Source organism: Desulfovibrio sp. 6_1_46AFAA (genome assembly GCF_000224635.1).
In the GTDB taxonomy this organism is placed as follows: domain Bacteria; phylum Desulfobacterota; class Desulfovibrionia; order Desulfovibrionales; family Desulfovibrionaceae; genus Desulfovibrio; species Desulfovibrio fairfieldensis.
In genome coordinates this window covers 749,623-771,951 of the sequence record NZ_JH114301.1, presented here as the reverse complement: position 1 = coordinate 771,951, position 22,329 = coordinate 749,623, and the positions used below count along the sequence as shown (strand labels likewise).

Genomic DNA, 22,329 nt, shown 5'->3' with positions numbered 1-22,329 from the left:
ACCGGCCACGCCTCGGTCGGTGGGCTCCAATCTGGTCAGCGGCAAGGACCTTACCGTGGCCGCCAGCGGCAACGTCAACGTGGCCTCGGCCCAGGACACCTACTTTTACAGTTATTCCAAATCCTCCACCGGCGCGCTGGGACTGAGTTCCTCGTCCAAAAAGGAAGGTAAGGCCACCGTGACTCAGGTGGAATCCAACCTCATCGGCCGGAATGTCACCCTGGACGCAGGCAAGAGCGTCAGCGTCACGGCCTCCAACCTGGCCGCCGTGGACAATATCAACCTCACGGCCCGCGACGGCGACGTGGCCGTTGTGGACGGCAAAAACCAGTCCACGTCCTGGTATCACAAAAAGCAGACCGGCTTCGGCCTGGGCGGGGGCGGCTCCTTTACGAGCTTCTACGGCACCGAGGGCAAAAAGGAGCAAAGCGCGGGCAGCACCAGCAAGGGCTCGGCACTGGCCGCCGGACAGGACATCACGCTCACGGCCTCACGCGACGCGGCCATTGTGGGTTCCAGCCTCAACGCGGGCAATAACGTGACCATCAATGCCGGACGGGATGCCAACATTCTCGGCGGCGCCAACACCTCCTCCCACAGCAAGGAGAAGTTTGCCTCCGGCTTCGGCGTGGAAGGCATCCTGGGCCTGGACAAGACCAGCTTCTTCATGGGTTATCAGGAAACGGCCAAGGGCAACGCCAAGGCCAACACGCAAAATGCGGCCAGCCAGATCACGGCCAATAACAACATCACGGTCAATGCCGGGCAGAACGTCAACATGTCCGGTTCCCGGCTGGCTGCGGCCCAGGATTTGAACATGGCCGCGGGCAAGGATATCAACCTCCTCCAAGCCACGGACACGGCCAGCGCCAGCGCCTATGAAAAAACACTGCGCGCGGGCCTGAGCCTGACCCTGGAACAGAATCTGACCAGCAACGCCCAGCAGGTCTACCAGAATGCCAAGACCGCCGTAGAGGCTAACGGCCTTTTGGATTCGGCGCAGAGCGGCTTCAAGGCCGTCAACGGGGTGGGCCAGACTCTGACCAACTCCAGCGCTTCCGCCAGTCTGACGCTGGGTGTGAATGCCAGCCAGAGCAGCAGCGAAAGCCATGCCACTACAGCAGTGCCGACAGAACTTGCCGCCGGACAGGATATGAACCTCACCGCCGGGCAGGACCTGACCATGCAGGGCACCCAGGCCCAGGCGGGCAAGGAGATGACCTTGGTCGCCGGGCGAGATCTGAATATCCACGCCGCCGTCTCCACGGCGGACAGTGACTCTCAGAACAGTTCCTGGGGCGCGAGCGTGGGGCTGAAAGCCACCGTCAGTAAAAACGGCCCGGATTTTGGTCTCAGTGCCGACGGCCAGTTGGGCATGGGCTGGAGCGACAATGAGGGAACGTTCTATCACAACGCCAAGGTGACCGCCGGGGAAAAGCTGACGACGGTCTCCGGTCAGGACACCACTGTGGCCGGGGGCAATCTTACGGGCAAGGACGTGGACATGACCGTGGGCCGCAATCTCACAGTGGCCAGCAAGCAGGACACCGGCGAAGGCTCGTCCGGCCAGTTTACTGTCAGCGCCGGGGCTACTGTTGGCTATGGGGCCGATCTGAAGCTGCCCGGCCTTTCCAATGCCGTCGATGCGGCCAAATCCATCACCCCCAAAGCCGGACTCACTGTCGGCAACGGCAGCGCCGAAAAGCGTTGGGTCACGGAGCAGTCCTCCATTCTGGGCACGGACAGCGTAACTATCCGCACGGAAAAAAATACCCATGTGGCGGGCGCCATCATTGCCGCGCTTAATGACAACCTCAAGTTGGATACCGGTACCCTGAGTTATGCGAACCTCCACGGTGTGGATAATTCGTCCAACACCTCGTGGGGGGTCAATTGGGTGAACCAGTTCAAGTGGAATGAAAAGAATGGACAATCTGAAGATGTAGGAAAGGAAGATGGATCTGCAACTTTGAATCCGCAAAAAAATTCAGAAAGTAATGATGGTAAGATAGAAATTCCGCATTTTGCATGGGTAGATGGAATATTAAATGGTCAAGATGCGTTGCAAAGTGGCTGGAAAAAGGTAAAAGAAAAACTCATGTTCTCGCCTGGTGCATACAGCCACCAGAGCACGGAGAAAACTCAGATCGCCTATGCCACCATCGGCAAGGGTGAAATCATTGTGCGTGACAATCCCGGCCAATCTCTGGGTGGACTGAACCGCGATCAGAACAAGACCACCAGTGAAAGCCAGAGCGTGACCAATATTAATTACAAAGCAGCCTTCACCTATGTAGATGATGTTATTGCCATGCAAGGCATTCCCTATGCCCTGAAGGATGCCAATGAAATGTGGGAGGATCCCAAGAATTTTTTGGGGAACCAGTGGGTGAACGTCCAGAATGCCTTTACTGGCCTAAAAACTTCTTTCAGCCAGCTTTGGGATAAACTGAGTGGAAAAAAGGAACAGTTGGAGCCTTCCCAACCAACGCCGCCTATTGGCAATAATCCGCAACAGCAGGGCAAGGGAGGCTAGACATGCGCATGTTTTTGACACCATTTTGCTTTTCTTTGCTTTGCTTTGCTTTGCGGTTGCCGCAGCATAGGAAGCGTTACCCAGCAAGATTTTGCAAAAATATGGTTTCCTCCTGAAACAAGAGGTATGTATGGTGAAAGAGATATACGGGCACTTACAGAATGGAAACGTTGTCGGGATGGATATTATATCGGATTTTCAATCCATAATATGGATGGAAGAAAACTACAAACTTGTAAATCAATAGAAGATGGAAAAACAATGTGTGCATATTATTATGAATATGAATTAGACGATGGAGGTGGAAATAATATTCCATGGATTGCAGTCTTTAATATAAAATATAATTCACAGGGTGTTGTATATGGATGTAAGGCACAGAGGACAATGGGGTATGCGTATTGAAGTTTTAGTTTGAAAGAAACTATATGTTTAATATAGATGATCCAGGGAAAAAAGATGAGAATTTTTTTCAGCATAGCACTTTGCTGTCTCCTTGCTGCATGTGGCGGAAAGACTGTGGACAATAAATTGTTTGCTGTGGCTTGGGCTCCACAGGATGCGCCGCAGAGTGAGATAAGCCCGGAACAGGCGGCCACGGAGATTTCACGTTGCCTGGGGCAAAAAGATGTCGGCACGGCCATAACCGATCCGGCATTTGATAAAGAGAGAGCTTTCGCTGTCAAACAGTTGCAAGATGGAGATATGCGTTATGCCCAGATTTATTACTACTATGGCGACACGTTCATGTTGATTACGGAACGCTTTGCCATTGCGCTGAATTTTACCACGGACAGCAAGGGGAAGATCAGGGAATGCCTTGTAGAAAAGATCAGCGAGTTGGTCCACAAATAGTGCGCAAATGAGCAAGGCCTCCCGGCGAAGGGAGGCCTTGCTCATTTTGTAGAGGGCGGTAATTTTGCAGGAAGCGGTCATAACATAAGTTTATTTTTATATAATAATATATTTATATAAAATACCTTTTTCCACGGTGGCAGCAAAGGAAGAAATTACTGTGCGTGATAATCCCGACCAGTGGACAGGCTGAATCGCAACCCGTCGCAAGCCTTCAAGAGCAAGCAGGCCGACAATCACTTTTTACCCAACCGCTTCATTGTCCTCCACCAGCATCAGGCCGCTGTTAGGACCCGGCCGCCATAATGGCTGGCCGGGTCCGTCAACGCCTCACAAAAGCCCTCCCCTATTTCCAGCGGGCCAGGAAATCCGCCGCGCTTTCACCGGCATCCACGTGTTTCAGCAAAGCGCTGCCGAAGACCACGGCGTCGGGCCAGGCCTCGGTGGGCAGTTCCGAAAGCTGCGAGGGCTCGCGCAGGCCGAAGCCCAAGGCCAGCGGCAGGGAAAAAACCTTGCGCGCCCGTTTCATGGTGGCCGCCACCTGTGGAGCCAGGCCGCCGCGTTCGCCCGTTATGCCCATGACCGAAACCACATAGACATAGCCCTGGCCTTCGGCGGCATAGAGAGCCATGCGCTCCTCGCTGGTATTGGGCCCCACCAGAGGAATCAGGGCGATGCCGTATTTGCCCAGCGCGGCCCGCATGGGCGCGGACTCCTCATGCGGCAGGTCCGGCACGATCAGGCCGTGCACCCCGGCTTTTTCCGCGTCGCGGCCCAGTTCTTCCAGACCATACTGCAAAAAGGGATTGAGATAGCCCATAAGCACCACGCCCGCCTTGATCAGACCCTTGCGCCGGGCCATCTCCTTCAGAAGGTCGCGCAGGTTGACGCCGTCGCTCAAGGCGCGGCGCGAGGCCTCCTCCACCACCGGGCCGTCGGCCACGGGATCGGAAAAGGGCACGCCGATTTCAATGACGTCCGCGCCGTTTTCATCCAGTTCCATCAGCGTGGGCCAGAAGCGGGCGCTGTCGGGAAAGCCCGCGGTCAGAAAGGGGACCAGCGCCGGACGTCCGGCGGCCGTGGCCTTGCGGATTTTTTCTTCAAGCACATGCATGACTATACCTCTTTTTCGGCAAGCGCCGCGCGAATGATGTCCATGTCCTTGTCGCCCCGGCCCGAGAGATTGACCACCACGTGGCTGCCGGGCGTGAATTCCTGCGGATGGTCCAGCACCCAGGCCAGCGCGTGCGAGGATTCCAGGGCGGGCAGTATGCCCTCGCTCCGGCAGAGCCGCAAAAAGGCGGCCAGGGCGTTGGCGTCCTTGACCATGCCGTAATGCACGCGGCCGCTTTTGTGCAGGAAGGCGTGTTCCGGCCCCACGCCGGGATAGTCCAGACCGGCGGAAATGGAGTGCGAAGGCTCGATCTGGCCGTCATTGTTCTGCAACAGCATGCTGTAATTGCCGTGCAGCACGCCGGGCGTGCCCAGGTTCAGCGGCGCGGAATTGAAGCAGCCCGTCTCGCCGGTGCCCGCTGCCTCCACGCCGACAAGCCGCACGTCGGCATCCTCCAGGAAAGGATGAAACATGCCGATGGCATTGGAGCCGCCGCCCACGCAGGCCACCACGGCATCCGGCAGCCTGCCGGTCTTTTCCAGCATCTGGGCGCGGGTTTCCCGGCCGATGACGCTTTGCAGCCTGCGTACCAGGGTAGGGAAAGGGTGCGGCCCGGCGGCCGTGCCGAAACAGTAATGGGTTGTCTGCTGGCTGGCGATCCAGGCCCGCAGGGCCTCGTTGATGGCGTCCTTGAGCGTGCGGGTGCCGCTCTGCACGGCGTGCACCTCGGCGCCCAGCAGTTTCATGCGCCGGACATTGGCGGACTGACGCTCCACATCCTCGCCGCCCATGTAGATGACGCAATCCATGCCCAGACGCGCGGCGGCCGCCGCCGTGGCCACGCCGTGCTGGCCCGCGCCGGTTTCCGCCACCAGGGCCGTCTTGCCCATGTATTTCGCCAGCAGGGCCTGGCCCAGGGTATTGTTGACCTTGTGCGCGCCGGTATGCAGCAAATCCTCGCGCTTGAGCCAGAGGTTGAAACCCAGTTCCTCCGAAAGCGTGGGGCAAAGGGTCAGAGGCGTGGCCCGACCGGCGTAATTGCGCAGAAGGTCGTCCAGCTCCGCCTGAAATTCGGGCGTGGGCATGATCTCGCGCATGGCCGCTTCCACTTCCAGCAGCGGCGGCATGAGCAGCTCGGGCACAAAGCAGCCCCCGAATTCACCGAAATAACTGTCTTTCATTTCACTTACCCGTTGCCTTTGGTTGTGCCGCGGCTCTCACGGCCGCCGCCATTTTCCGCAAATTTTTCCGGCCCGGCGCATCCTCGATGCCGGAATTGAAATCCACGCCGTCAGGCGCGCACTGCTTCAACGCCCGTTCCACATTGTCCGCGTTAAGCCCTCCGGCCAGCAGCCAGGGATGCGGAGCTCTGAGCCCGTACAGGTCCTGCCATTCCAGACGCCTGCCGCTGCCGCCCCCGGCCAGGCCCGCGTCCAGCAGATACCAGGCGCAGGTTTCGGCATACTTTTGCAGCTCATTGTGCAGCAGGGCCCGATGCATGTAGCGGTCCGGCCAGAGCACCCGGATGACCCGCTCCGCGCCCACGTCCCGCGCGCAGGCCACGCTCTGTCCGCCGTGCAGCTGGGCCAGATCCAGCCGGGCCTCGCGCATGATGCGCGCGATCTCACCGGCGTTCTGCTCCACAAACACGCCCACCCGCTGCATGGAGCCGCTTTGCAGGCGCGCGGCCTGTTCCGGAGCGATGGAGCGCGGACTTTTGGGGTGAAAAATAAAACCGCAGAAACGCGCGCCCAGACGCGCGGCTTCATCCACATCCTCCTGACGGGTCAGGCCGCAGATTTTACTCAGCATGACTATTCTCTCCCCTAAGTTCGTCGCTGTCCACTGCCTCTGACACAGAACAATGGCCCAGTTTGTCGCCGGACAGGGGACGGTCCGACAGGGCCGCCAGGGCCGCGCCGGGATTCCCCTTCTCCATCAGAGCCGTACCCACCAGGGCGGCCTGGTAGCCCGCTTCGGCGGCCTGGACCAGATGTTCCGCGTGGCTGATGCCGCTGGCCGCCACCCAGATTTCGCCGTTTTCCGGCGGGCAGGAACGGGCCAGAGACAGGCAGGCCGCGCGGTCCACGGCAAAAGTCTGCAGATCCCTGGCATTGACCTGGATGATGCGCGCCCCGCTCTCGCGGGCCAGGCGCAGATCCGCCGCGTCAAAGATTTCCACCACGGCGTGCAGACCGAAGCCTTCGGCCTCTTCCCGCAATTGCCGCAGCAGGCGGGCCTCTGGCGTGAGCCGCACGATAAGCAGCAGGGCTGAAGCCGGGGTGGCCGCCGTGGCCCGGACCTGCAGGGAATCAAAGATAAAGTCCTTGCGCAGCAGCGGCAGAGGCGCGGCCGGATACAGGCCGGGCGCGGCCGCCCGCGTCAGAAAATCCAGCCTGCCGTGAAACCAGATTTCTTCCGTGAGGATGGACAGGGCGTCGGCCCCGGCCGCCGCGTACTGGCGGACCACCTCTTCCACGTCCAGATCCTCGCGGATGACCCCGCGCGAAGGCGAGGCCCGCTTGTACTCGGCCACCACGGCCAGGGGAGCTCCCGAGGCGGGCAGGCTCAGAGCCGCTGCAAAATCCGGCCGGGGGGACGTCAGCGGTTCGGGCAGGGTCCCCCGCTCCGCCGCCAGCCGCAGGGCCGCCACTTCGGCCTGCTTGGCCTGATGAAAACGTTCAAGCCGCATGCAGCACCTTCCTGCCCAGACCGGCGCTGACCGCTTCGCGGGCGCGGGCCATACACAGGGCCATATCCATGTTTTCCTCCAGCAGGTAGACGGCCAGGCCCACGTTCAGCGCCACCATGTCCAGCATGGCGCGGGAGCCGTTGCCCTCCAGCAGTTCCTTGAGCACATCCACGGCTTCCTCCTTGCTGTGCACGGCCAGATCCTCGGGCGTGCAGGAGCGGATGCCGAAATCCGCCGGGTCCAGGGCCAGAGGCCTGATTGTGCCGTTATGCAGCAGGGAGATTTCAGCCGGACCCATGGGCGTCAGCTCATCGTAGCCGCCCGCGCCGCAGACCACGGCGGCCCGGTAGAGCGGCGACTGAAGCAGGGTTTCCGCCACCAGGGGCACCAGTTCCGGACGGGCCACGCCCATCAGCAGATGGCTGGGCCGGGCCGGGTTGATCATGGGGCCCAGGATGTTGAAGAGCGTGCGAACGCCCAGTTCCTTGCGCAACGGGCCGATGTTCCTGAAAGCCGGATGGAAATGCGGGGCAAAGAGAAAAGCGAAATTGCGCCGCCGCACCATTTCGGCCACGGAAGCCGGATTTTCGTCCAGGGCGATGCCCAGGGCTTCCAGCGCGTCGGCGCTGCCGCACTTGGAGGACACGGCCCGGTTGCCGTGCTTGACCACCTTGTAGCCCATGCCCGCCAACACCAGGGAGGTGGCTGTGGAACAATTAAAGGAATTGCGCCCGTCGCCGCCCGTGCCCACCACGTCGATGCTCGTACCGGAAATGCCGTCCACCCGCACGGCGCGGGCCAGGGCAGCGCGGGTGGCGTGGGCCAGCTCCAGGGCGCTTTCGCCCTTCATGCGCAGGCCCATGAGAAAGCTGCCCGCCTGGGCCGGACTCATCTTGCCGTCCATGAGCGAAGAAAACCCCGTGGCGGCCATTTCAGCCGTGAGATCCTCCTTGCGGGCCAGGCACTCCAGTATGGCGGTGAGGCTGGCGGCCTCGTTATCCTTGCTCAGGACGGCCCGCGGGAAATTGCCCAGCAGGCGCAGCCCCTCGGGCGTGAGCACGGATTCGGGATGAAACTGCACGCCGACCCAGGGCCGGTCATTGTAGCGCAGGGCCATGACCTCGCCTTCCGGGGCCCGCGCGGTGACCGTGAAGCGGGGATTGGCAGCGTCCTCGTCGGCGCGGACCACCAGAGAGTGATAGCGCCCCACCTTCATGGGATTGGGCAGGCCGCTGAACAGGCCCGTGCCGTCGTGCACGATTTCCGACTGTTTGCCGTGCATGATGCAGGGGCCCACTTCCACTCCGGCCCCGGCGTGCAGACCCAGAAGCTGATGCCCCAGGCAGACGCCGAGCACCGGCACGCGCGGATCGACGCGCTTGAGGAATTCCGGGCAGAGGCCCGCGTCGGCGGGATGTCCCGGCCCCGGCGAGATGCAGACCATGCTCAGCCCCGGGTCCGAGGCCGCCTCCAGCACGGCGGGGTCATCGTTGCGCAGCACGCGCGGCGTATGCCCCAGGGCGTAAAAAGCCTGCACCAGATTGTAGGTGAAGGAATCATAATTATCGATGAGCAGAAACATATTCTTCGTCCTCCGCCCGCAAGACCAGGCGCATGATGGCTGATTTGTTGCACACTTCCTTCCATTCCAGTTCCGGGTCGGAATCATGGACAATGCCGCCGCCCGCCTGCCAGAAGAGCTTGCCGTCGCGCACCCACATGCTGCGGATGGTGATGCCCGTGTCCAGGTTGACGCTCCCCCGGTCCAGGCCCAGCCAGCCGATGCAGCCCGCGTAGGGCCCGCGCGCCCGGCCTTCCAGTGTGCGGATGATTTCCATGGCCCGCACCTTGGGCGCGCCGGAAACCGTGCCCGCCGGAAAGGAAGCGGCCAGCACGTCCAAAGCGTCCAGTCCGTCGGCCAGACGCGCCGTGACCCGGCTGGTCAGGTGCATGACGTGGGAGTAGCGTTCCACTTCCATGTAGCGTTCCAGATTGACGCTGCCCGGCCGGGCCACGCGGCCCAGGTCGTTGCGGCCCAGATCCACCAGCATGACATGCTCGGCCCGCTCCTTGGGGTCGTCGCGCAATTCGGCGGCCAGCCGGGCGTCTTCCAGATCGTCCCTGCCCCGCCGCCGTGTGCCCGCGATGGGCGAGAGCTGCAAACGCCCTTCCGTGCAGCGGACCATGACCTCCGGCGAGGAGCCGAACAGGGTCAGATCCGGGAAGCGCATGTAAAACATGTAGGGAGAGGCATTGAAGCGGCGCATGCGCCGGTAAAGCTCAAAGGGATTGCCCGCGAAAGACGTGGAAAACCGCACCGACGGCACGACCTGAATGGCTTCGCCCCGGCGCAGCATCTCCCTGATCCGCTCCACATAGGCCTTGTAGCCCGCCTCGCCGGGTTCCGCGCTGATTGCGTCCGGATCAAGCCCCGTGCCGCTGTTTCCGTTGGCGGCGGGATCGACCGCCTCATGGGCGCTGCGCAGGGGACGATGCTCGCCCAGGCTGATCTGGCAGAGGCGATTGTAGAGATGGTCGAAAACCAGCACCGTGCCGGGCAGGGCCAGCAGGCAGTCCGCCTCTTCCGGGGGCATGACGGAGGCCAGCTTGTCGTTGAACAGCCCGGCCATGCCGAAGCCCAGATAGCCGTACAGGGCACGGGTGATAGGCGGCAGACCGGCGATGTTTTCCGGCGGAGTGATCTCCAGGCGACGCATGAGCGCGCGCAGGCCTTCCACAAAGGGCTGCCCCTCCAGGTCACCGAGCGGCGCGAAGCGCTGGTCCTCCACGCGCAGGGCCAGTCTGCCCTCCCGGCAGGAGATGAACAGGGCCATGTCGCAGGCCAGAATGCTGTACCGGCCCCAGCGTCCGTCCACTTCGGCGCTTTCCAGCAAGATGCCGTTGCCCGCGCCCACCATGCCCATAAACAGGCTGATGGGCGTGTCCATATCCGCCGGCAGCCAGCGTGCGGATTGCCGCACTTTCAGCGGCGGCCGCGCATTCCCTGTGTCTTTCATCTTCCTTGTCCTTGTGTGTGGTGGAAACAAAAAAAAGCGCCGTCTCACGGGGAGACGGCGCTCACAATAGCTGACCTGAACGAACGGAACTCTTATGCCCGCACGTCTCCCCCCCGCATGTTGATGCGCCACCACCAGCCCATAAAGCTGTCAGCAAAGAAGGTGGTCGGGAAAGCGTGCATCGCAAAATCCTTGGCTGTTTTCAAAATCCGTTGTGTTTTCAGGCTCTACACAAAGTGCCGGAGCTTGTCAAGACCGGGCGATGTTTATCAGGGGCATTCCGGCAAACGCTTCCTCGGTAATTATTTTAGTGGGCTTGTCGCATGGATGAGGTTTTGTGTGCCCTTCGGCAAGTAGACTTTATGCCTTCCGGCGTCTGGGCCGCCTATCGTTATCGTTGCTGTCTTTATCCGTACGGCTCGCAAGCTCGCCTACGGCTAAAGCTCGAGGCGCGCGGCAGGGGGCCGGGGGCGAAGCTGCCCCCAGACCCCCTACAAGCCCCTGCCCCCGCTGGGCATTGTAATGCTTGAACGCGGCGTCCCACAGGTCTTGCTCGCGTGGCTCGCTGCGCCCCGAAATCGCCGCGTACCAACATTCAGCGGCTGAACATCTCCTTCTCAACGACCGTCAGCGGATGGCATTGCGCGACGCGGAGGGAGGCGGAAGCCGTTTGCGGCTTGCCGCATTATGGATGCCGACAGCAACGATAGACGCCCAAAACGGCAACGGAGTGGTGTGCTCTGCCCGGCTTTATGCCGGGTTTCTTTTTGGGTTTGCACCCATATCAGCATTATTGCCGGGTCGATAGCTCCTAATACAAAACCCCTCGGGGAAATAAGAGCAGCGCTCCATGTAGCGTAGTTGAGTCCCGGCATTTCTCATTTAAAAATGCCGACGCAACTAACTACATAGAGTTTTTATATCAGGTCCAACCCCTCATTCTATCGGCATCCCCATCGACACTATTACCGCTCTGGTCGGCAAGCGACAGGAAACGGCGGAAGCCATGCTGCCTTTTGCCGTTACGCGAGCATTGAAAAGGATTCAGCAAAAACGGAAGACGGCGCGAAACTCACCGGGCACGGCCATAAGCCGGGAGAATACTGTCAGTACCACTTGCCGCCGTATGCCCTCACGGAAAAAAGCGAGCTTCTTGAGCAGTATAAGGCCGAGAATATCGCCGCCGCCCTGGACGCCATTTACAACGAGTTTTTCGCCACGGTCTTTCTTATGAAGGGCTATGACGCCGACAGCAAGATAACCAACTTCACTCTTTACCAGATTGGAGAACTGCTGTCGCGTTCGCTGGGATGTTGAGCCAAACCGGTTCCGTCCTGGCCGATTATAACTTGATGCATGTGCGGCGGATTCCGACCGCGTAAGATAAAGGCGGTCCCGGAAAATCTCCGGGGCCGCCTTCTAGAGCAGTTTACACTTAAAATTATCGCTTAACGGCGAAGTAAATTCACGTTGAGATATTTTCAATATCAAAACGCTCTATTCTTTATTCCGCAGCTGGTGCAGTGACGCATTTCATGCGTGAACCGCTCTACTCAGGGCATGGACGCCCGCTATTTGCCGAACAGAATTTCCTGGTAGTTGGGCAAAGCCCACAAATCGTCGGCCACGCGGGTTTCCAGCAGGTCCGCATAGTGACGCACCTCTTTCATGAGAGGCAGCACCTCTTCACAGTAGCGCTGGGCGGCGTCCAGGCTTTCGCCCAGTTGGCCCACGTCGGCCAGCACGTCCTCCAGCCGGGCCGTGGCCGTCTGCAGGCCGCGCAGATGCGCGGTGACCTCGTCCAGGGTCATGGTTTTGTAATCCTTGCCGATGGCCTGCATCTGCGCGGCCGTGCCCGCCAGTTCGCCCTGGTAGCGCATGCCCGCCGGGAAAATGATGGTGCGGGCCATGCGGATGGCCAGATTGGCCTCGGTACGCACGGTCTTGCAGTACTGCTCCAGATAGATGTCCTGGCGGGCCTTGAGCTCGGCCCGGTTCAGCACGCCCTGCCCTTCGTACAGGGCAATGACCTCGGGCCGGGTGAGTTCCGGCAGGGCCTCGGGCGTGTTGCGCAGGTCGGGCAGACCGCGCCGCCGGGCCTCGTTGTGCCAGACTTCCGAATAGCCGTCGCCGTTGAAGATCACGGCGCTGTGTTCCTCAATGACGTGGCTGATAAAGGATTCCACGGCGGCATTGAAAGCCGTGCCGGACTTGATTTCCCGTTCCAGCCAGTCGGCGGCGAAGCCCAGGGAATCGGCCATCATGGCGTTGAGCGCGGTGATGGAACCGGCGGCGGACTGGCTGGAGCCCACGGCCCGAAATTCAAAGCGGTTGCCGGTAAAGGCCACGGGGCTGGTGCGGTTGCGGTCGCCGGGGTCCGTGGGCAGGGGCGGCAGGGTATCCACCCCCACATTCATGACCCGTCCGCTTTTGCCGTTGGCCGCGTCACCTATGCGTCCGGCCCGGAAAGCCTCAAAGACCTCGGTGAGCTGATCGCCCAAAAAGATGGACATGATGGCCGGAGGGGCCTCATGCGCGCCCAAACGGTGATCGTTGCCGGCGCTGGCCACAGTGGCCCGCAACAGGCCGCCGAACTTATGCACGGCGCGGATCATGGCCGCGCAGAAAACCAGGAACTTGGCATTGGCGTGCGGGGTTTCGCCGGGATCAAAAAGCGTGCCCAGCTCCGCGTTGCCGATGGAATAATTGACGTGCTTGCCCGAGCCGTTGATGCCGCTGAAGGGTTTTTCGTGCAGCAGGCATTTCAGGCCGTAGCGCTTGGCCACGTTGCGCAGGGTGGCCATGATGATGTGGTTGTGGTCCACGGCCAGGTTGCTGGGCTCGTAGAGCGGCGCGATCTCGTACTGGCTGGGGGCCGCCTCGTTGTGGCGGGTGCGCACGGGCACGCCCAGCTTGTAGAGTTCGCGCTCCACTTCCATCATGCAGGACAGGACGCGCTGCGGAATGACCCCGAAATACTGGTCGCTGAATTCCTGCCCCTTGGCCGGGCGCGCGCCGAACAGCGAACGCCCGGCGATTTGCAGATCGGGGCGGGCGAAGTTGAAGTTGTGGTCGATGAGAAAATATTCCTGCTCCAGACCGGCATAGGAAATCACCGGTAGATCCGTATGGATGTTGAACAGGGCCAGCACCCGCTGGGCCTCGCGGTTCAGGGCCTGGCCGGAGCGCAGCAGCGGCGTCTTTTTGTCCAGGGCCACGCCCGTCCAGGACAGGAACATGGTCGGGATGCACAGAAAGGTGCCGTTGGGATTTTCCATGATGTAGGCCGGGCTGGTCACATCCCAGGCCGTGTAGCCGCGCGCCTCAAAAGTGGAGCGCAGCCCCCCGGAGGGGAAGGAGGAGGCGTCGGGTTCGCCCCGGATCAGCATGGAGCCGGAAAACTCGGCAATCACGCCGCCCGTGCCGTCGGGCATCAGGAAGCTGTCATGCTTTTCGGCGGTCTGGCCGGTAAGCGGATAAAAGACGTGCGTGAAATGGGTGGCCCCTTTTTCAATGGCCCAGTCTTTCATCACCGCTGCCACGGTGTCGGCAATGGAGGGATCCATGCGTTCGCCGAAGGCAATGGTCTTGTGCAGCGACTTGTACACGTCTTTGGGCAGGCGCTCGCGCATGACGCGGTCATTGAAGACATTGCTGCCGAAAATGTCCGTGGGTCTGGTGTCCGCGAAATTGAGCGGAGCCGCGTCCGGCTTGTAGGTGGTAATGGCCTGGATGGCGCTGTGACGGGCGGTATTGCTGCTCATGCGTGCTCCTCGCAAGTCAAGGCGAAAACGGCTTACTTTACCTCGACGATCTCAATCTCGAAGGTCAATTCCTTGCCCGCCAGCGGGTGGTTGGCGTCAAGCGTGATTTCATCCGCGCCCACTTCAGTGATGGTCACGTCCATCTGGCCCTGCTCGTTGGAAAGCTGCAAGGGCACGCCCGCTTCCAGGGGAATGTGCGACGGCACCTGGGCGCGGGCCACGGTGAAGACCAGTTCAGGGTCGGCGTCGCCGTAAGCCTGGTCAGGCGGAATGGTCACGGTGACGGTTTCCCCGGCTTCATGGCCTTCCACAGCGGCCTCGAAACCCGGGATCAGCATGCCCTTGCCCAGGGTGAATTCCAGGGGGTCGCGCTCCCTGGAGGAATCGAAAACCGTGCCGTCAGCCAGTGTACCGGTGTAGTGCACACGCACCGTGTCGCCTTTTTTAATGGACATGGAGAACTCCCTGAAACCCGCGTGGCGGGCTGTTTAGGAAGCACTGAAATGGTCTTTTTGCCCTCTGCCCGCGTCAGGCTCACTCTGTACGAAGGTCGGGTTTGGATATCCCCCCCTCCGCCCGCAGCTCACCTTGCTTTAGCCGTTGCGACGCAGGAACTTTAGTCGTAGGCGAACTTGTGAGCCGTACGAATAAAGCAAGCTGCCGGCGCGGCAACGGCTAGCGCCCTTGGCAGAGAACAAAAATCCTCATTAATCAGTGCTTCCTTTATTTTTAGTGAGGTGGGGGCGTGTTCCGGCCTGGCGTCGAATGAGGTCAGGAGGGGAAAACCGCCAGTCGCATAAAAAGAAAGCAAAACACGGCGCGGTGCTGATGTCAATGCGCCTTCGGCGGACGCGCAGGGCAAACGCATCTAATTACAGACTTTACAGGCCTTTTATTTGCCGTGATGGTCCGTCAAAACCAGCCTTTTGTGTGCCGGCTGCGTCATCCGGCGCTTTTTGCCGCTCATGTACTTGAGTACAGCCCTGCTCTTGATGCCCGTAAGGCTCGCACGGCTCGCCAACGGGCACGGCCCTTTGGGCCGCCTTTCGGTCGGTTTCCGCGCAAAAAGTGCCGTTTTCCTTGCCGGCACGCAAAAATCCTGCTTCAGCCGTTGCGACGCAGGAGCTTTAGCCGTAGGTGGCTTCTCCTCTTTTCTGCTTGTTCCCCGATCTATCGGGAAATAAAGACTTTTTAGATGCGTCTGCCCTAAGCGGACACGGCCCTGCTCCGGAGCGTGTCCGGCTTGACAGCAAAGGCTTTGCCAAGGATAATTGAAAACTGTTCCTAACGCCATATTGACGTCAGGGCAGGGATTAAACACGCCGCCGCCCGGCGCCAGCCGGAACGGCGTTTTACACGCACACATCGGCCTTTGCAGAGCGAAGGCCGTAGTAATCTTATTTCGAGGTACACATGTCCGACATCCGCTCCGCTTACACCGACAGCCTCCATTTCTACGGCAGGCACACTCCCCGCGAGTTGGCCGAGACCTACGGCACGCCGCTCTACGTCTACAATGAAAATGTCCTGCGCCAGCGCTGCCGCGACCTGACGGCCCTTTCCGGCCAGCCCGGCTTCGGGGTCAACTATTCGATCAAGGCCAACGCCAACCCCGTGCTGCTGCGGATGATCCGCGAAGAAGGCCTGGTGGTGGACGCCATGAGCCCGGGCGAGCTGTTCATGAACGATCTGGCCGGTTTTACGCCCGCCGAAATCCTGTACATCTCCAACAACAATTCCGACACGGAATTGCAGAACGCCCTGGTGCACGGCCTGCTGGTCAGCGTGGACTCCCTTTCCCAGCTGGATACCTTGGGCCGCCTCAATCGCGGCGGCAAGGTCATGGTGCGCTTCAATCCCGGCATCGGGGCCGGGCATCACGCCAAGGTGGTCACTGCGGGCAAGGAAACCAAGTTCGGCGTCACGCCGGACAAAATGGACGAAGTCTTCGCCCTGCTCGCCAGGCATGAGCTGACCCTGGCCGGCATCAATCAGCATATCGGCTCACTGTTCATGGAGCCCGACGGTTATCTGAACGCGGCCCGGGTGCTGCTGGATCTGGCCGAAACCCTGCCCGACGGCGCGCTGGACAGACTGGAAATCATCGACTTCGGAGGCGGCTTCGGCATTCCCTACCACAAGTATGAAGGCGAGGCGCGCCTGGACATGGCCGATCTGGGCCGTCGCCTGCATGCCATGATCAGCGGCTGGGCCGCCAGCGCCGGTTACAAGGGGCGCTTTCTGGTGGAGCCGGGCCGCTATGTGGCCGCCGAATGCGGCGTGCTGCTGGGCCGGGTCCATGCCGTGAAAAACAACGGCGACAAGCGCTATGTGGGCACGGACCTGGGCTTCAACGTGCTGGTGCGCCCGGCCATGTACGATTCCTTCCATGATGTGGAGATCTACCGTGGCGAGAAGGGCGCGGCGGATGCCGAACCCATGCGCCAGACCATTGTGGGCAATATCTGCGAAAGCGGCGATATTCTCGCCAAAGACCGCCTGCTGCCGGTCATGCGCGAAGGGGACGTGCTGGGCATTCTTGATGCCGGAGCCTACGGCTTCACCATGGCTTCCAATTACAATCAGCGCCGTCGCCCCGCCGAAGTGCTGATCCAGAGTGACGGCACGGCCCGCCTGATTCGCCGCCGCGAAACCCTGGAAGATCTGGCCCGTTGCCTTGACGGCCTGCTGTAGCTCGACGGGCGTCGCGTCAGAACGCAGGGGCGGTTCGCATGCCCACGCCTGATCTGAGCACTTCTCCGCGCGCCATCTGGCGGCTGACCTGGCCCCAGATGCTCATGATGTACCTTGTGTTCTTCATGGGCTTCAACACGGTCTGGGTGGCCGGGCAGATCAGCGCCGACGTGCAGGCCGCCCTGGGCATGGTGACCCAGTGCGCCATTTTCCTGATGGTGGTGATCATGGCCGTGTCCAGCGGGGCCACGGCCGCTGTCAGCCAGTCTCTGGGCGCGCGCAAAATGCGCCGCGCCCAGCGTTATGTGGGCACCACCGTGCTTGGCAGCCTGGGTCTGGGCCTGCTGGTGGCCGTGGGCGGCTGGTTTTTCGGCGACGGCATATTGCGCCTGCTCATGGTGCCGGAAAGAATTCTGCCCATCGCCCGCGAACTCTGGCAGGTCACCATGTTGGCCCTGCCCGCCCAGTACATCTATTCCGCCACCGGGGTCATGTTTCGTGCCACGCGCCAGGTATTGCCGCCGCTCTGGGTGGCCGCCCTGGTCTGCGTGGTCAACCTGCTGGCCTGCCTGGGCTTCGGTCTGGGCTGGTTCGGCCTGCCCGCCTTCGGCTACATGGGCCTGGTCTGGGCCAACCTGGGCGCGCAATGCCTGGGGGCCCTCTGCAACTGCCTGCTGCTGGCCAACTCCGGCTATCTGCAACGCCGAGCCCTGCCCACGTTGCGCTGGCTCAAGTCCGGTCTGCCCTATCTGTTGCGGGTGGCCCTGCCTGCGGGCGCGGCCCAGATCGTCTGGCAATCCGGCTATCTCACCCTGTTCGTGCTGGTGGCCTCGCTGCCCACGGACAGCGTCAACGCCCTGGCCGGACTGACCGCCGGACTCAGGGTGGAAGCCCTGCTTTTTCTGCCGGGCATGGCCTTCAACATGACCGTGGCCGTGCTGGTGGGCAACAGCCTGGGCGCGGGCAAACCGGAGGAAGCCAAACGCCTGGCCCTGAATCTGGTGGGCCTGGCCGCCCTGGCCATGAGTCTGGTGGCGGCCCTGCTCTGGCCCTTCCGCCGGGAGCTGGCGGAACTGCTTTCCCAGGAACCCGGCACCCAGGCCCAGATCATCAGTTATCTGACCTACAACCTGATCTCCACGCCCTTTTCCATCGCCAGCACGGTCATGGGCGGCATCATGGTGGGCGCCGGGGCCACCCAATACAATCTGATGGTCTACGGCGGCACCTTCTGGCTGGTACGCCTGCCCCTGGGCTGGCTGCTGGGGCACCTGCTCTGGGGCAGGGCCTCGGGGGTTTTCGCGGCCATGCTGTTTTCACAATGTCTGCAAACCTGCATCATGCTCTATGTGGTGCTTTACCGCGACTGGGCGCGTTTCGCCATGAGGCGCTGGCGGGAGCACCACACGGAACGCAAGCCCGCCTGACGGGCCGGACGCCGTCGCCCGCTTACGCGGCGGGGCCTGAAAAGGAGAACATCTTCATGGACAAGAATTTCACGCCGGTAAGCCTGGACGGCAGCCGGGATTTTTACAGTCTCTGGCAGCGCACGCCGCGCCGCTCCCTGGACTACACCCTGCCCAATCTCTGGGGCTGGCAGGAATATTACGGCCTGGAATGGTGCTTTGACGACGCGCTCTGCTGGATTCGCCAGACCCGTCCCCGGCTGGTCTGCTGGGCTCCGGTGGGCGACTGGAGCGCCGTGGACTGGAACCGCGTCCTGCCCGCCGCGTTCAGCGAGGCGGCGCATGATTTCGTGCGCGTGCCCGAGGAACTGCTGCGCCTCTGGCAAGAGGCCCTGCCCGGCCTGGTGGACCCCGAAGAAGATCGCGGCCAGTGGGAGTATCTCTACAAGCAGGAGGAACTGGCCGATCTGCCCGGCAACCGTTTCCACAAGAAAAGAAATCATATCAACAGCTATATCAAGGCCTACGGCAAACCGGACTACCGCCCGCTGGACGACGCCATGGTGGAGGATGTGCTGGCCGTGCAGGATGACTGGTGCCAATGGCACGAGTGCGAGGATTCTCCGTCGCTGCAGGCGGAAAATGACGCCATCAACCGCGTGCTCTCGCACTGGGACAGGTTCAGCGGGCTCCACGGCGGCTCCCTCTATGTGGATGGCCGGATGATAGCCTTCAGCGTGGGTGAAAAGCTGGACGAACTGAGCCTGGGCGTGCACTACGAGAAAGGCCTCAACGGCTTCCGGGGCGTATACCAGACCATCAACTGCGAATTCGCCCGGCATGCGGGCGCGGGCTTCACCTATATCAACCGGGCCCAGGATCTGGATGAGGAAGGGCTGCGCCAAGCTAAGATGACCTACATGCCCACGGATTTTCTGCGTAAATACAAGGTGCGCGTACGCAAGGCCTGACAGGCCGGAACGCTATACGTCCGTAAGGCAAAGCCCCGCGTCGTACGACGCGGGGCTTTGCCTTACCCCTGCCTGCGGGCCGGTCCGCGGCAATGGCAGTGGCCCCGCATCCCGCCTCTGTGGGCCGGACTCATGCCTGCCGTACGGGGCCGCGCCCATTGATCCGGAAGGTCGCGGCCAGGGCCGCCGTTGCAGGCGTGGCCGCCCTGATGACCGTGGGCATTGCCGTTGCCCGGGGCCTTCTTCTGCCCATGCCCGGCCGCGTGTCCGCAACCGCTTTCCCGCTTGTCATCCGGGCCGTGTTGCCGCTCATGCACGCGCCCGCATTTCCGGACGTCGGTCCGGCCATGTCGCTTGCCGTGCCGCTGATGTCCCGTCAGTTCATCCGCAGCCTGTCCACAGCCATTCCCATTCAGCTTGGTTTCCATGTGTTCTTCCACGAGATTGCTCCTTTTTGGAATATATTTCATATTCTTGTTCAAGAAAAGCCGGGATGGGCATACTGCCTCCCGGCAGGGGCTCACAGCCTCAGCACGTCGCCAGGAAAAGCCCCAGCGGCATGGCCGCTTCCAAAAAATCGGCGCGGCTCAGACGTCCGGCGTCATAGCGCAAAAGTACCGAGCCGGTGGCCGCCTTGAATTCCACCGCAGTAAACTGCCCCGTTTGCTCCAGGGCCTGGCGCAAGGCCGCATGAATGGCCTGTTCCTTGAAGGCTTCGTGCCGTAGGCGCACGCGCCCGTCCGTAAAGCTTGCGATATGCCGCATGAGCGCCTCCAGTGCCGCTTCACGTCGGGCGTCAAGCGGGCCTTCTCCGGCAACGGAAGCTTCCTCGGCGCGCACGTCGCTGATTTGATCAGCACTGGGGGTGAACGGCGCAAGCTCCGGGCGGGAGGCGGTTTCCAGCCGCGCTCCGGTTGCAGCCCGGTCTTTGTCCAGCAAGGCGGCAAAAGCCTCTTCCAGGGGGGCTGCGTTCTGGTTGCGGCCGCGTCCCTTGCCGCCCTGCCCGCCACGGCCTCCGCCGCATCCCTGACCGCCGCCGGACTTACCGCCCAGCAGGGAAAGCACGGAAGAGCCGCCGCCTCCCTTGCCGGCACCGCCCGCACACTTTTTGCCCACGGCCGACAGCACCGACCCGGCCGCTCCGCCGCCGCTCAACAGGCTCTTGCCCACAAAACCCAACAGCCCCAAACCCATTTTGCCCATCATTGTATGTCCTCCATGGCGTCACGGCGGCTTCGCACTCCCTGTTCCGAACCGGTTCCCGCACGTCCCGCGCCGTGCCCCCGGCCACTGTCGTGCCCGCGCCGCCGTCCGGTATGCTCGGGGCGTACACAGGAGTCGGCCCCGTCCCGGCCGTCCGTGATCCCCATCTCCGTCGCGCAGGGGTCCGGCATGCTATCGTGTTCCACGGCAAGAGCCGCATCCCGGCCCAGCACCGCGACGGAACCCGGTCCCCCCTGCCCGCGCCCATGGCGTCCGTGACCGTGTGGCCCACCGGACCAGAGTTGCCCGCAGGGGCGCACCGTCACATTGCCGCCGTCACAGCGCAGAGCCCAGCCGTCGCGCAGAGCCATGGCTATACGCCGCCTGGCCTCGCCCAGCAGACGACAGAGGGTCGGCGTGGAAATCCCCATACTGCGCGCCGCCGCGTCCTGCGGCAGCCCCTCGGCGTCTACCAGGCGCATGGCCTCGAACATATCAAGACTCACCACTATTTCCGCCGCGTTCGGGCGGCCTTCGGGCAGATAACGCCGCCATCCGGGAACGGCGTCAATAATACGGATTTTCTGTGGTCTCATTCTTTATTCCATGCGGCAATGCGGTTTTGTTTTGAAATATATTTCATATATAGGCAGCACCCCTTCCCCTGTCAAGGGATCGACCGAAAACGCTTCGTCTGGACGGATTAGGCTGTTTTCCGCCGCTTAGCACGGAGATTCAGAGCGCTGGACCTTGATTGCATCCGGCCCCCGGCCAAGGACCGAATACGGAGGATTCATGGCCTGCCTCGCTTTTCCGCTTTCTCCGATCACTGACGCATGGATATCTGAAACGCCCCTCCCATCGCGGTCTACTTTCCACCGTGCGGGCATAGACTTTGCTCGCCAGCCGCACTCTGTGTGAAATAGAGTTGCCTGTGCAAATTTTATACAAGCCTGGAGTACGTATGTATAAAAGATAGACACTGTCATCCAAGGCTCCACTCCGCGAGAAGAATAAAATTCTCTTGAATTATAATATATTACCTATTTTATCCAGCTTTGGCACGAGCATTGCTATATTCAAGACATGGTGCACGAAATATCGGGCACTGGTTAACAAAAGAAAATATCTGCCGACTGGCGGTTAAATATATACGAAAAGATAAAACAGATTTTCCGTGCCGCTCCCAGCCCCCATCAGGGATGGCGCGGAACCCCCGAAAAACCTCCTCCACTGAATAGAACAATTCTAACCATCAGAACATCCTCCCTCTTTGCGGCCGCCGGTCCCCCCGGCGGCCGCCCCTCTTTTTAGATGCAACACGCAATCACGCGAAGTTATATGTTCGCCCTTGAAATGCATAAGCCCCTATGGTCTGTTAACACTATTTGACAAAGAGCGAGTATTCCGTAAGAATGTCTTATGCAAATTACTCGCGAACAATATGAGAGAATCGCTGACTGCTTCCCGCGCCAAAGAGGTAATGTCCATTTTGACAATCTCCAGGTGTTGAATGCGATTCTGTACGTTGCGGAGCATGGGTGTAGATGGCGTGGACTGCCAAAAAATTTTGGCTGTTGGCACAGCATCTACACGCGCATGAACCGCTGGAGCAAGAACGGAGTTCTTGACCGCATATTTGAACGCCTTCAACAAGAGCAGATACTCCGCCTTAAAATAGAAGCAGTTTCTCTCGACAGTACTATTGTTAAGGTTCATCCCGATGGAACAGGGGCCTTAAAAAAACAGGTCCGCAGTCCATCGGAAAGTCCAGAGGCGGCTGGACGACCAAGCTTCATATGGTTGCCGCGAATGCTGAATGCGCGTTGAATTTCAGCCTCACTCCCGGCAACGCCGGCGATGCCCCCGAGGGGCGCAGGCTGCTTGTCCAGTTGGGGCCGATGCCAGCGCCGTGCAGCTTGCTTATGGATGGCGCATATGAGGGTAATGAAACGACTCGCTTGGGACGTGAGTTGGGCTTCACTCCGGTGGTGCCGCCCAATCCCAACCGACTGAAACCGTGGGAGTATGACAAAGAGCTATACAAAAGACGTAATGAGGTAGAACGGCTTTTCAG

General features: G+C 61.0%; 16 protein-coding genes and 1 pseudogene. 7 read left to right on the top strand and 10 right to left on the bottom strand.

Annotation, left to right across the window (positions count from 1 at the left end; translation table 11 throughout):
• A partial coding sequence (locus HMPREF1022_RS06715; protein ID WP_009302460.1) for a hemagglutinin repeat-containing protein occupies positions 1–2,536 on the top strand: 2,536 nt, incomplete at its 5' end.
• 519 nt (positions 2,537–3,055) lie between these two features.
• Positions 3,056–3,391 (top strand): hypothetical protein, encoded by a 336-nt coding sequence (locus HMPREF1022_RS06710; RefSeq protein ID WP_008684802.1) that lies wholly within the window; start codon positions 3,056–3,058, stop codon positions 3,389–3,391.
• A gap of 346 nt (positions 3,392–3,737) precedes the next feature.
• On the opposite strand, the gene trpA is transcribed toward HMPREF1022_RS06710, so the two are convergent.
• The 6 genes from trpA to HMPREF1022_RS06680 are packed head-to-tail and all read right to left on the bottom strand — an operon-like array spanning position 3,738 to position 10,214.
• On the bottom strand, positions 3,738–4,505 hold the full coding sequence (gene trpA / locus HMPREF1022_RS06705) for a tryptophan synthase subunit alpha (protein ID WP_008684803.1): 768 nt from the start codon (positions 4,503–4,505) through the stop codon (positions 3,738–3,740).
• Between the two features lie 2 nt (positions 4,506–4,507).
• Positions 4,508–5,686, bottom strand: coding sequence for a tryptophan synthase subunit beta (gene trpB / locus HMPREF1022_RS06700; protein ID WP_008684804.1), 1,179 nt, complete (start codon positions 5,684–5,686; stop codon positions 4,508–4,510).
• Position 5,687: 1 nt separating this feature from the next.
• Positions 5,688–6,317: a phosphoribosylanthranilate isomerase gene (locus HMPREF1022_RS06695; protein ID WP_008684805.1), complete on the bottom strand. Its 630-nt coding sequence runs from the start codon at positions 6,315–6,317 to the stop codon at positions 5,688–5,690.
• A complete protein-coding gene (locus HMPREF1022_RS06690) occupies positions 6,307–7,197 on the bottom strand; it encodes an indole-3-glycerol phosphate synthase TrpC (RefSeq protein ID WP_009302453.1) in 891 nt (296 codons plus the stop codon). Before HMPREF1022_RS06690 ends, HMPREF1022_RS06695 begins: the two co-directional genes overlap by 11 nt.
• Positions 7,187–8,779, bottom strand: a complete 1,593-nt coding sequence (gene trpD, locus HMPREF1022_RS06685) for an anthranilate phosphoribosyltransferase (protein WP_009302451.1) — start codon at positions 8,777–8,779, stop codon at positions 7,187–7,189. The genes HMPREF1022_RS06690 and trpD overlap by 11 nt, the downstream gene beginning before the upstream one ends.
• Positions 8,760–10,214, bottom strand: a complete 1,455-nt coding sequence (locus HMPREF1022_RS06680; protein ID WP_009302449.1) for an anthranilate synthase component I family protein — start codon at positions 10,212–10,214, stop codon at positions 8,760–8,762. The genes trpD and HMPREF1022_RS06680 overlap by 20 nt, the downstream gene beginning before the upstream one ends.
• Before the next feature lie 1,116 nt (positions 10,215–11,330).
• Here HMPREF1022_RS06680 and HMPREF1022_RS18505 point away from each other — a divergent pair.
• A complete protein-coding gene (locus tag HMPREF1022_RS18505; protein ID WP_009302445.1) occupies positions 11,331–11,531 on the top strand; it encodes a hypothetical protein in 201 nt (66 codons plus the stop codon).
• Positions 11,532–11,785: 254 nt separating this feature from the next.
• Here the strand turns inward: HMPREF1022_RS18505 and HMPREF1022_RS06670 are convergent, their stop codons facing one another.
• Positions 11,786–13,978 carry a glutamine synthetase III family protein gene (locus HMPREF1022_RS06670; protein ID WP_009302443.1) on the bottom strand — a complete coding sequence of 731 codons (2,193 nt, stop codon included), beginning with the start codon at positions 13,976–13,978 and terminating at the stop codon, positions 11,786–11,788.
• A 32-nt stretch (positions 13,979–14,010) separates the two neighbouring features.
• Entirely contained in the window at positions 14,011–14,433 is a 423-nt protein-coding gene (locus HMPREF1022_RS06665; protein ID WP_009302441.1) for an FKBP-type peptidyl-prolyl cis-trans isomerase, read from the bottom strand.
• A 958-nt stretch (positions 14,434–15,391) separates the two neighbouring features.
• Between HMPREF1022_RS06665 and lysA the strand changes: the two genes are divergently transcribed.
• The 3 genes from lysA to HMPREF1022_RS06650 are packed head-to-tail and all read left to right on the top strand — an operon-like array spanning position 15,392 to position 19,049.
• The gene (lysA, locus tag HMPREF1022_RS06660) at positions 15,392–16,672 is read left to right on the top strand and encodes a diaminopimelate decarboxylase (protein ID WP_008684815.1); all 1,281 of its coding nucleotides are present in this window, start codon (positions 15,392–15,394) and stop codon (positions 16,670–16,672) included.
• A gap of 38 nt (positions 16,673–16,710) precedes the next feature.
• A complete protein-coding gene (locus HMPREF1022_RS06655) occupies positions 16,711–18,099 on the top strand; it encodes an MATE family efflux transporter (RefSeq protein ID WP_009302438.1) in 1,389 nt (462 codons plus the stop codon).
• Positions 18,100–18,155: 56 nt separating this feature from the next.
• Positions 18,156–19,049 (top strand): DUF2156 domain-containing protein, encoded by an 894-nt coding sequence (locus HMPREF1022_RS06650; RefSeq protein ID WP_009302436.1) that lies wholly within the window; start codon positions 18,156–18,158, stop codon positions 19,047–19,049.
• A gap of 528 nt (positions 19,050–19,577) precedes the next feature.
• Here the strand turns inward: HMPREF1022_RS06650 and HMPREF1022_RS06640 are convergent.
• Positions 19,578–20,255: a hypothetical protein gene (locus tag HMPREF1022_RS06640; RefSeq protein WP_008684818.1), complete on the bottom strand. Its 678-nt coding sequence runs from the start codon at positions 20,253–20,255 to the stop codon at positions 19,578–19,580.
• Positions 20,252–20,848 (bottom strand): DUF134 domain-containing protein, encoded by a 597-nt coding sequence (locus tag HMPREF1022_RS06635; RefSeq protein ID WP_009302434.1) that lies wholly within the window; start codon positions 20,846–20,848, stop codon positions 20,252–20,254. The genes HMPREF1022_RS06640 and HMPREF1022_RS06635 overlap by 4 nt, the downstream gene beginning before the upstream one ends.
• 826 nt (positions 20,849–21,674) lie before the next feature.
• Here HMPREF1022_RS06635 and HMPREF1022_RS18045 point away from each other — a divergent pair.
• Positions 21,675–22,329: pseudogene (locus HMPREF1022_RS18045) on the top strand (IS5 family transposase); the annotation flags it as partial.

Excerpts from the sequence above, each read along its gene's own strand:
- trpA (WP_008684803.1), bottom strand. The coding sequence starts at position 4,505 with ATGCATGTGCTTGAAGAAAAAATCCGCAAGGCCACGGCCGCCGGACGT.
- HMPREF1022_RS06690 (WP_009302453.1), bottom strand. The coding sequence starts at position 7,197 with ATGCGGCTTGAACGTTTTCATCAGGCCAAGCAGGCCGAAGTGGCGGCC.
- lysA (WP_008684815.1), top strand. The coding sequence starts at position 15,392 with ATGTCCGACATCCGCTCCGCTTACACCGACAGCCTCCATTTCTACGGC.
- HMPREF1022_RS06670 (WP_009302443.1), bottom strand. The coding sequence starts at position 13,978 with ATGAGCAGCAATACCGCCCGTCACAGCGCCATCCAGGCCATTACCACC.
- HMPREF1022_RS06665 (WP_009302441.1), bottom strand. The coding sequence starts at position 14,433 with ATGTCCATTAAAAAAGGCGACACGGTGCGTGTGCACTACACCGGTACA.
- HMPREF1022_RS06680 (WP_009302449.1), bottom strand. The coding sequence starts at position 10,214 with ATGAAAGACACAGGGAATGCGCGGCCGCCGCTGAAAGTGCGGCAATCC.
- HMPREF1022_RS06635 (WP_009302434.1), bottom strand. The coding sequence starts at position 20,848 with ATGAGACCACAGAAAATCCGTATTATTGACGCCGTTCCCGGATGGCGG.
- HMPREF1022_RS06695 (WP_008684805.1), bottom strand. The coding sequence starts at position 6,317 with ATGCTGAGTAAAATCTGCGGCCTGACCCGTCAGGAGGATGTGGATGAA.
- HMPREF1022_RS06655 (WP_009302438.1), top strand. The coding sequence starts at position 16,711 with ATGCCCACGCCTGATCTGAGCACTTCTCCGCGCGCCATCTGGCGGCTG.
- trpB (WP_008684804.1), bottom strand. The coding sequence starts at position 5,686 with ATGAAAGACAGTTATTTCGGTGAATTCGGGGGCTGCTTTGTGCCCGAG.
- HMPREF1022_RS06640 (WP_008684818.1), bottom strand. The coding sequence starts at position 20,255 with ATGATGGGCAAAATGGGTTTGGGGCTGTTGGGTTTTGTGGGCAAGAGC.
- trpD (WP_009302451.1), bottom strand. The coding sequence starts at position 8,779 with ATGTTTCTGCTCATCGATAATTATGATTCCTTCACCTACAATCTGGTG.
- HMPREF1022_RS06650 (WP_009302436.1), top strand. The coding sequence starts at position 18,156 with ATGGACAAGAATTTCACGCCGGTAAGCCTGGACGGCAGCCGGGATTTT.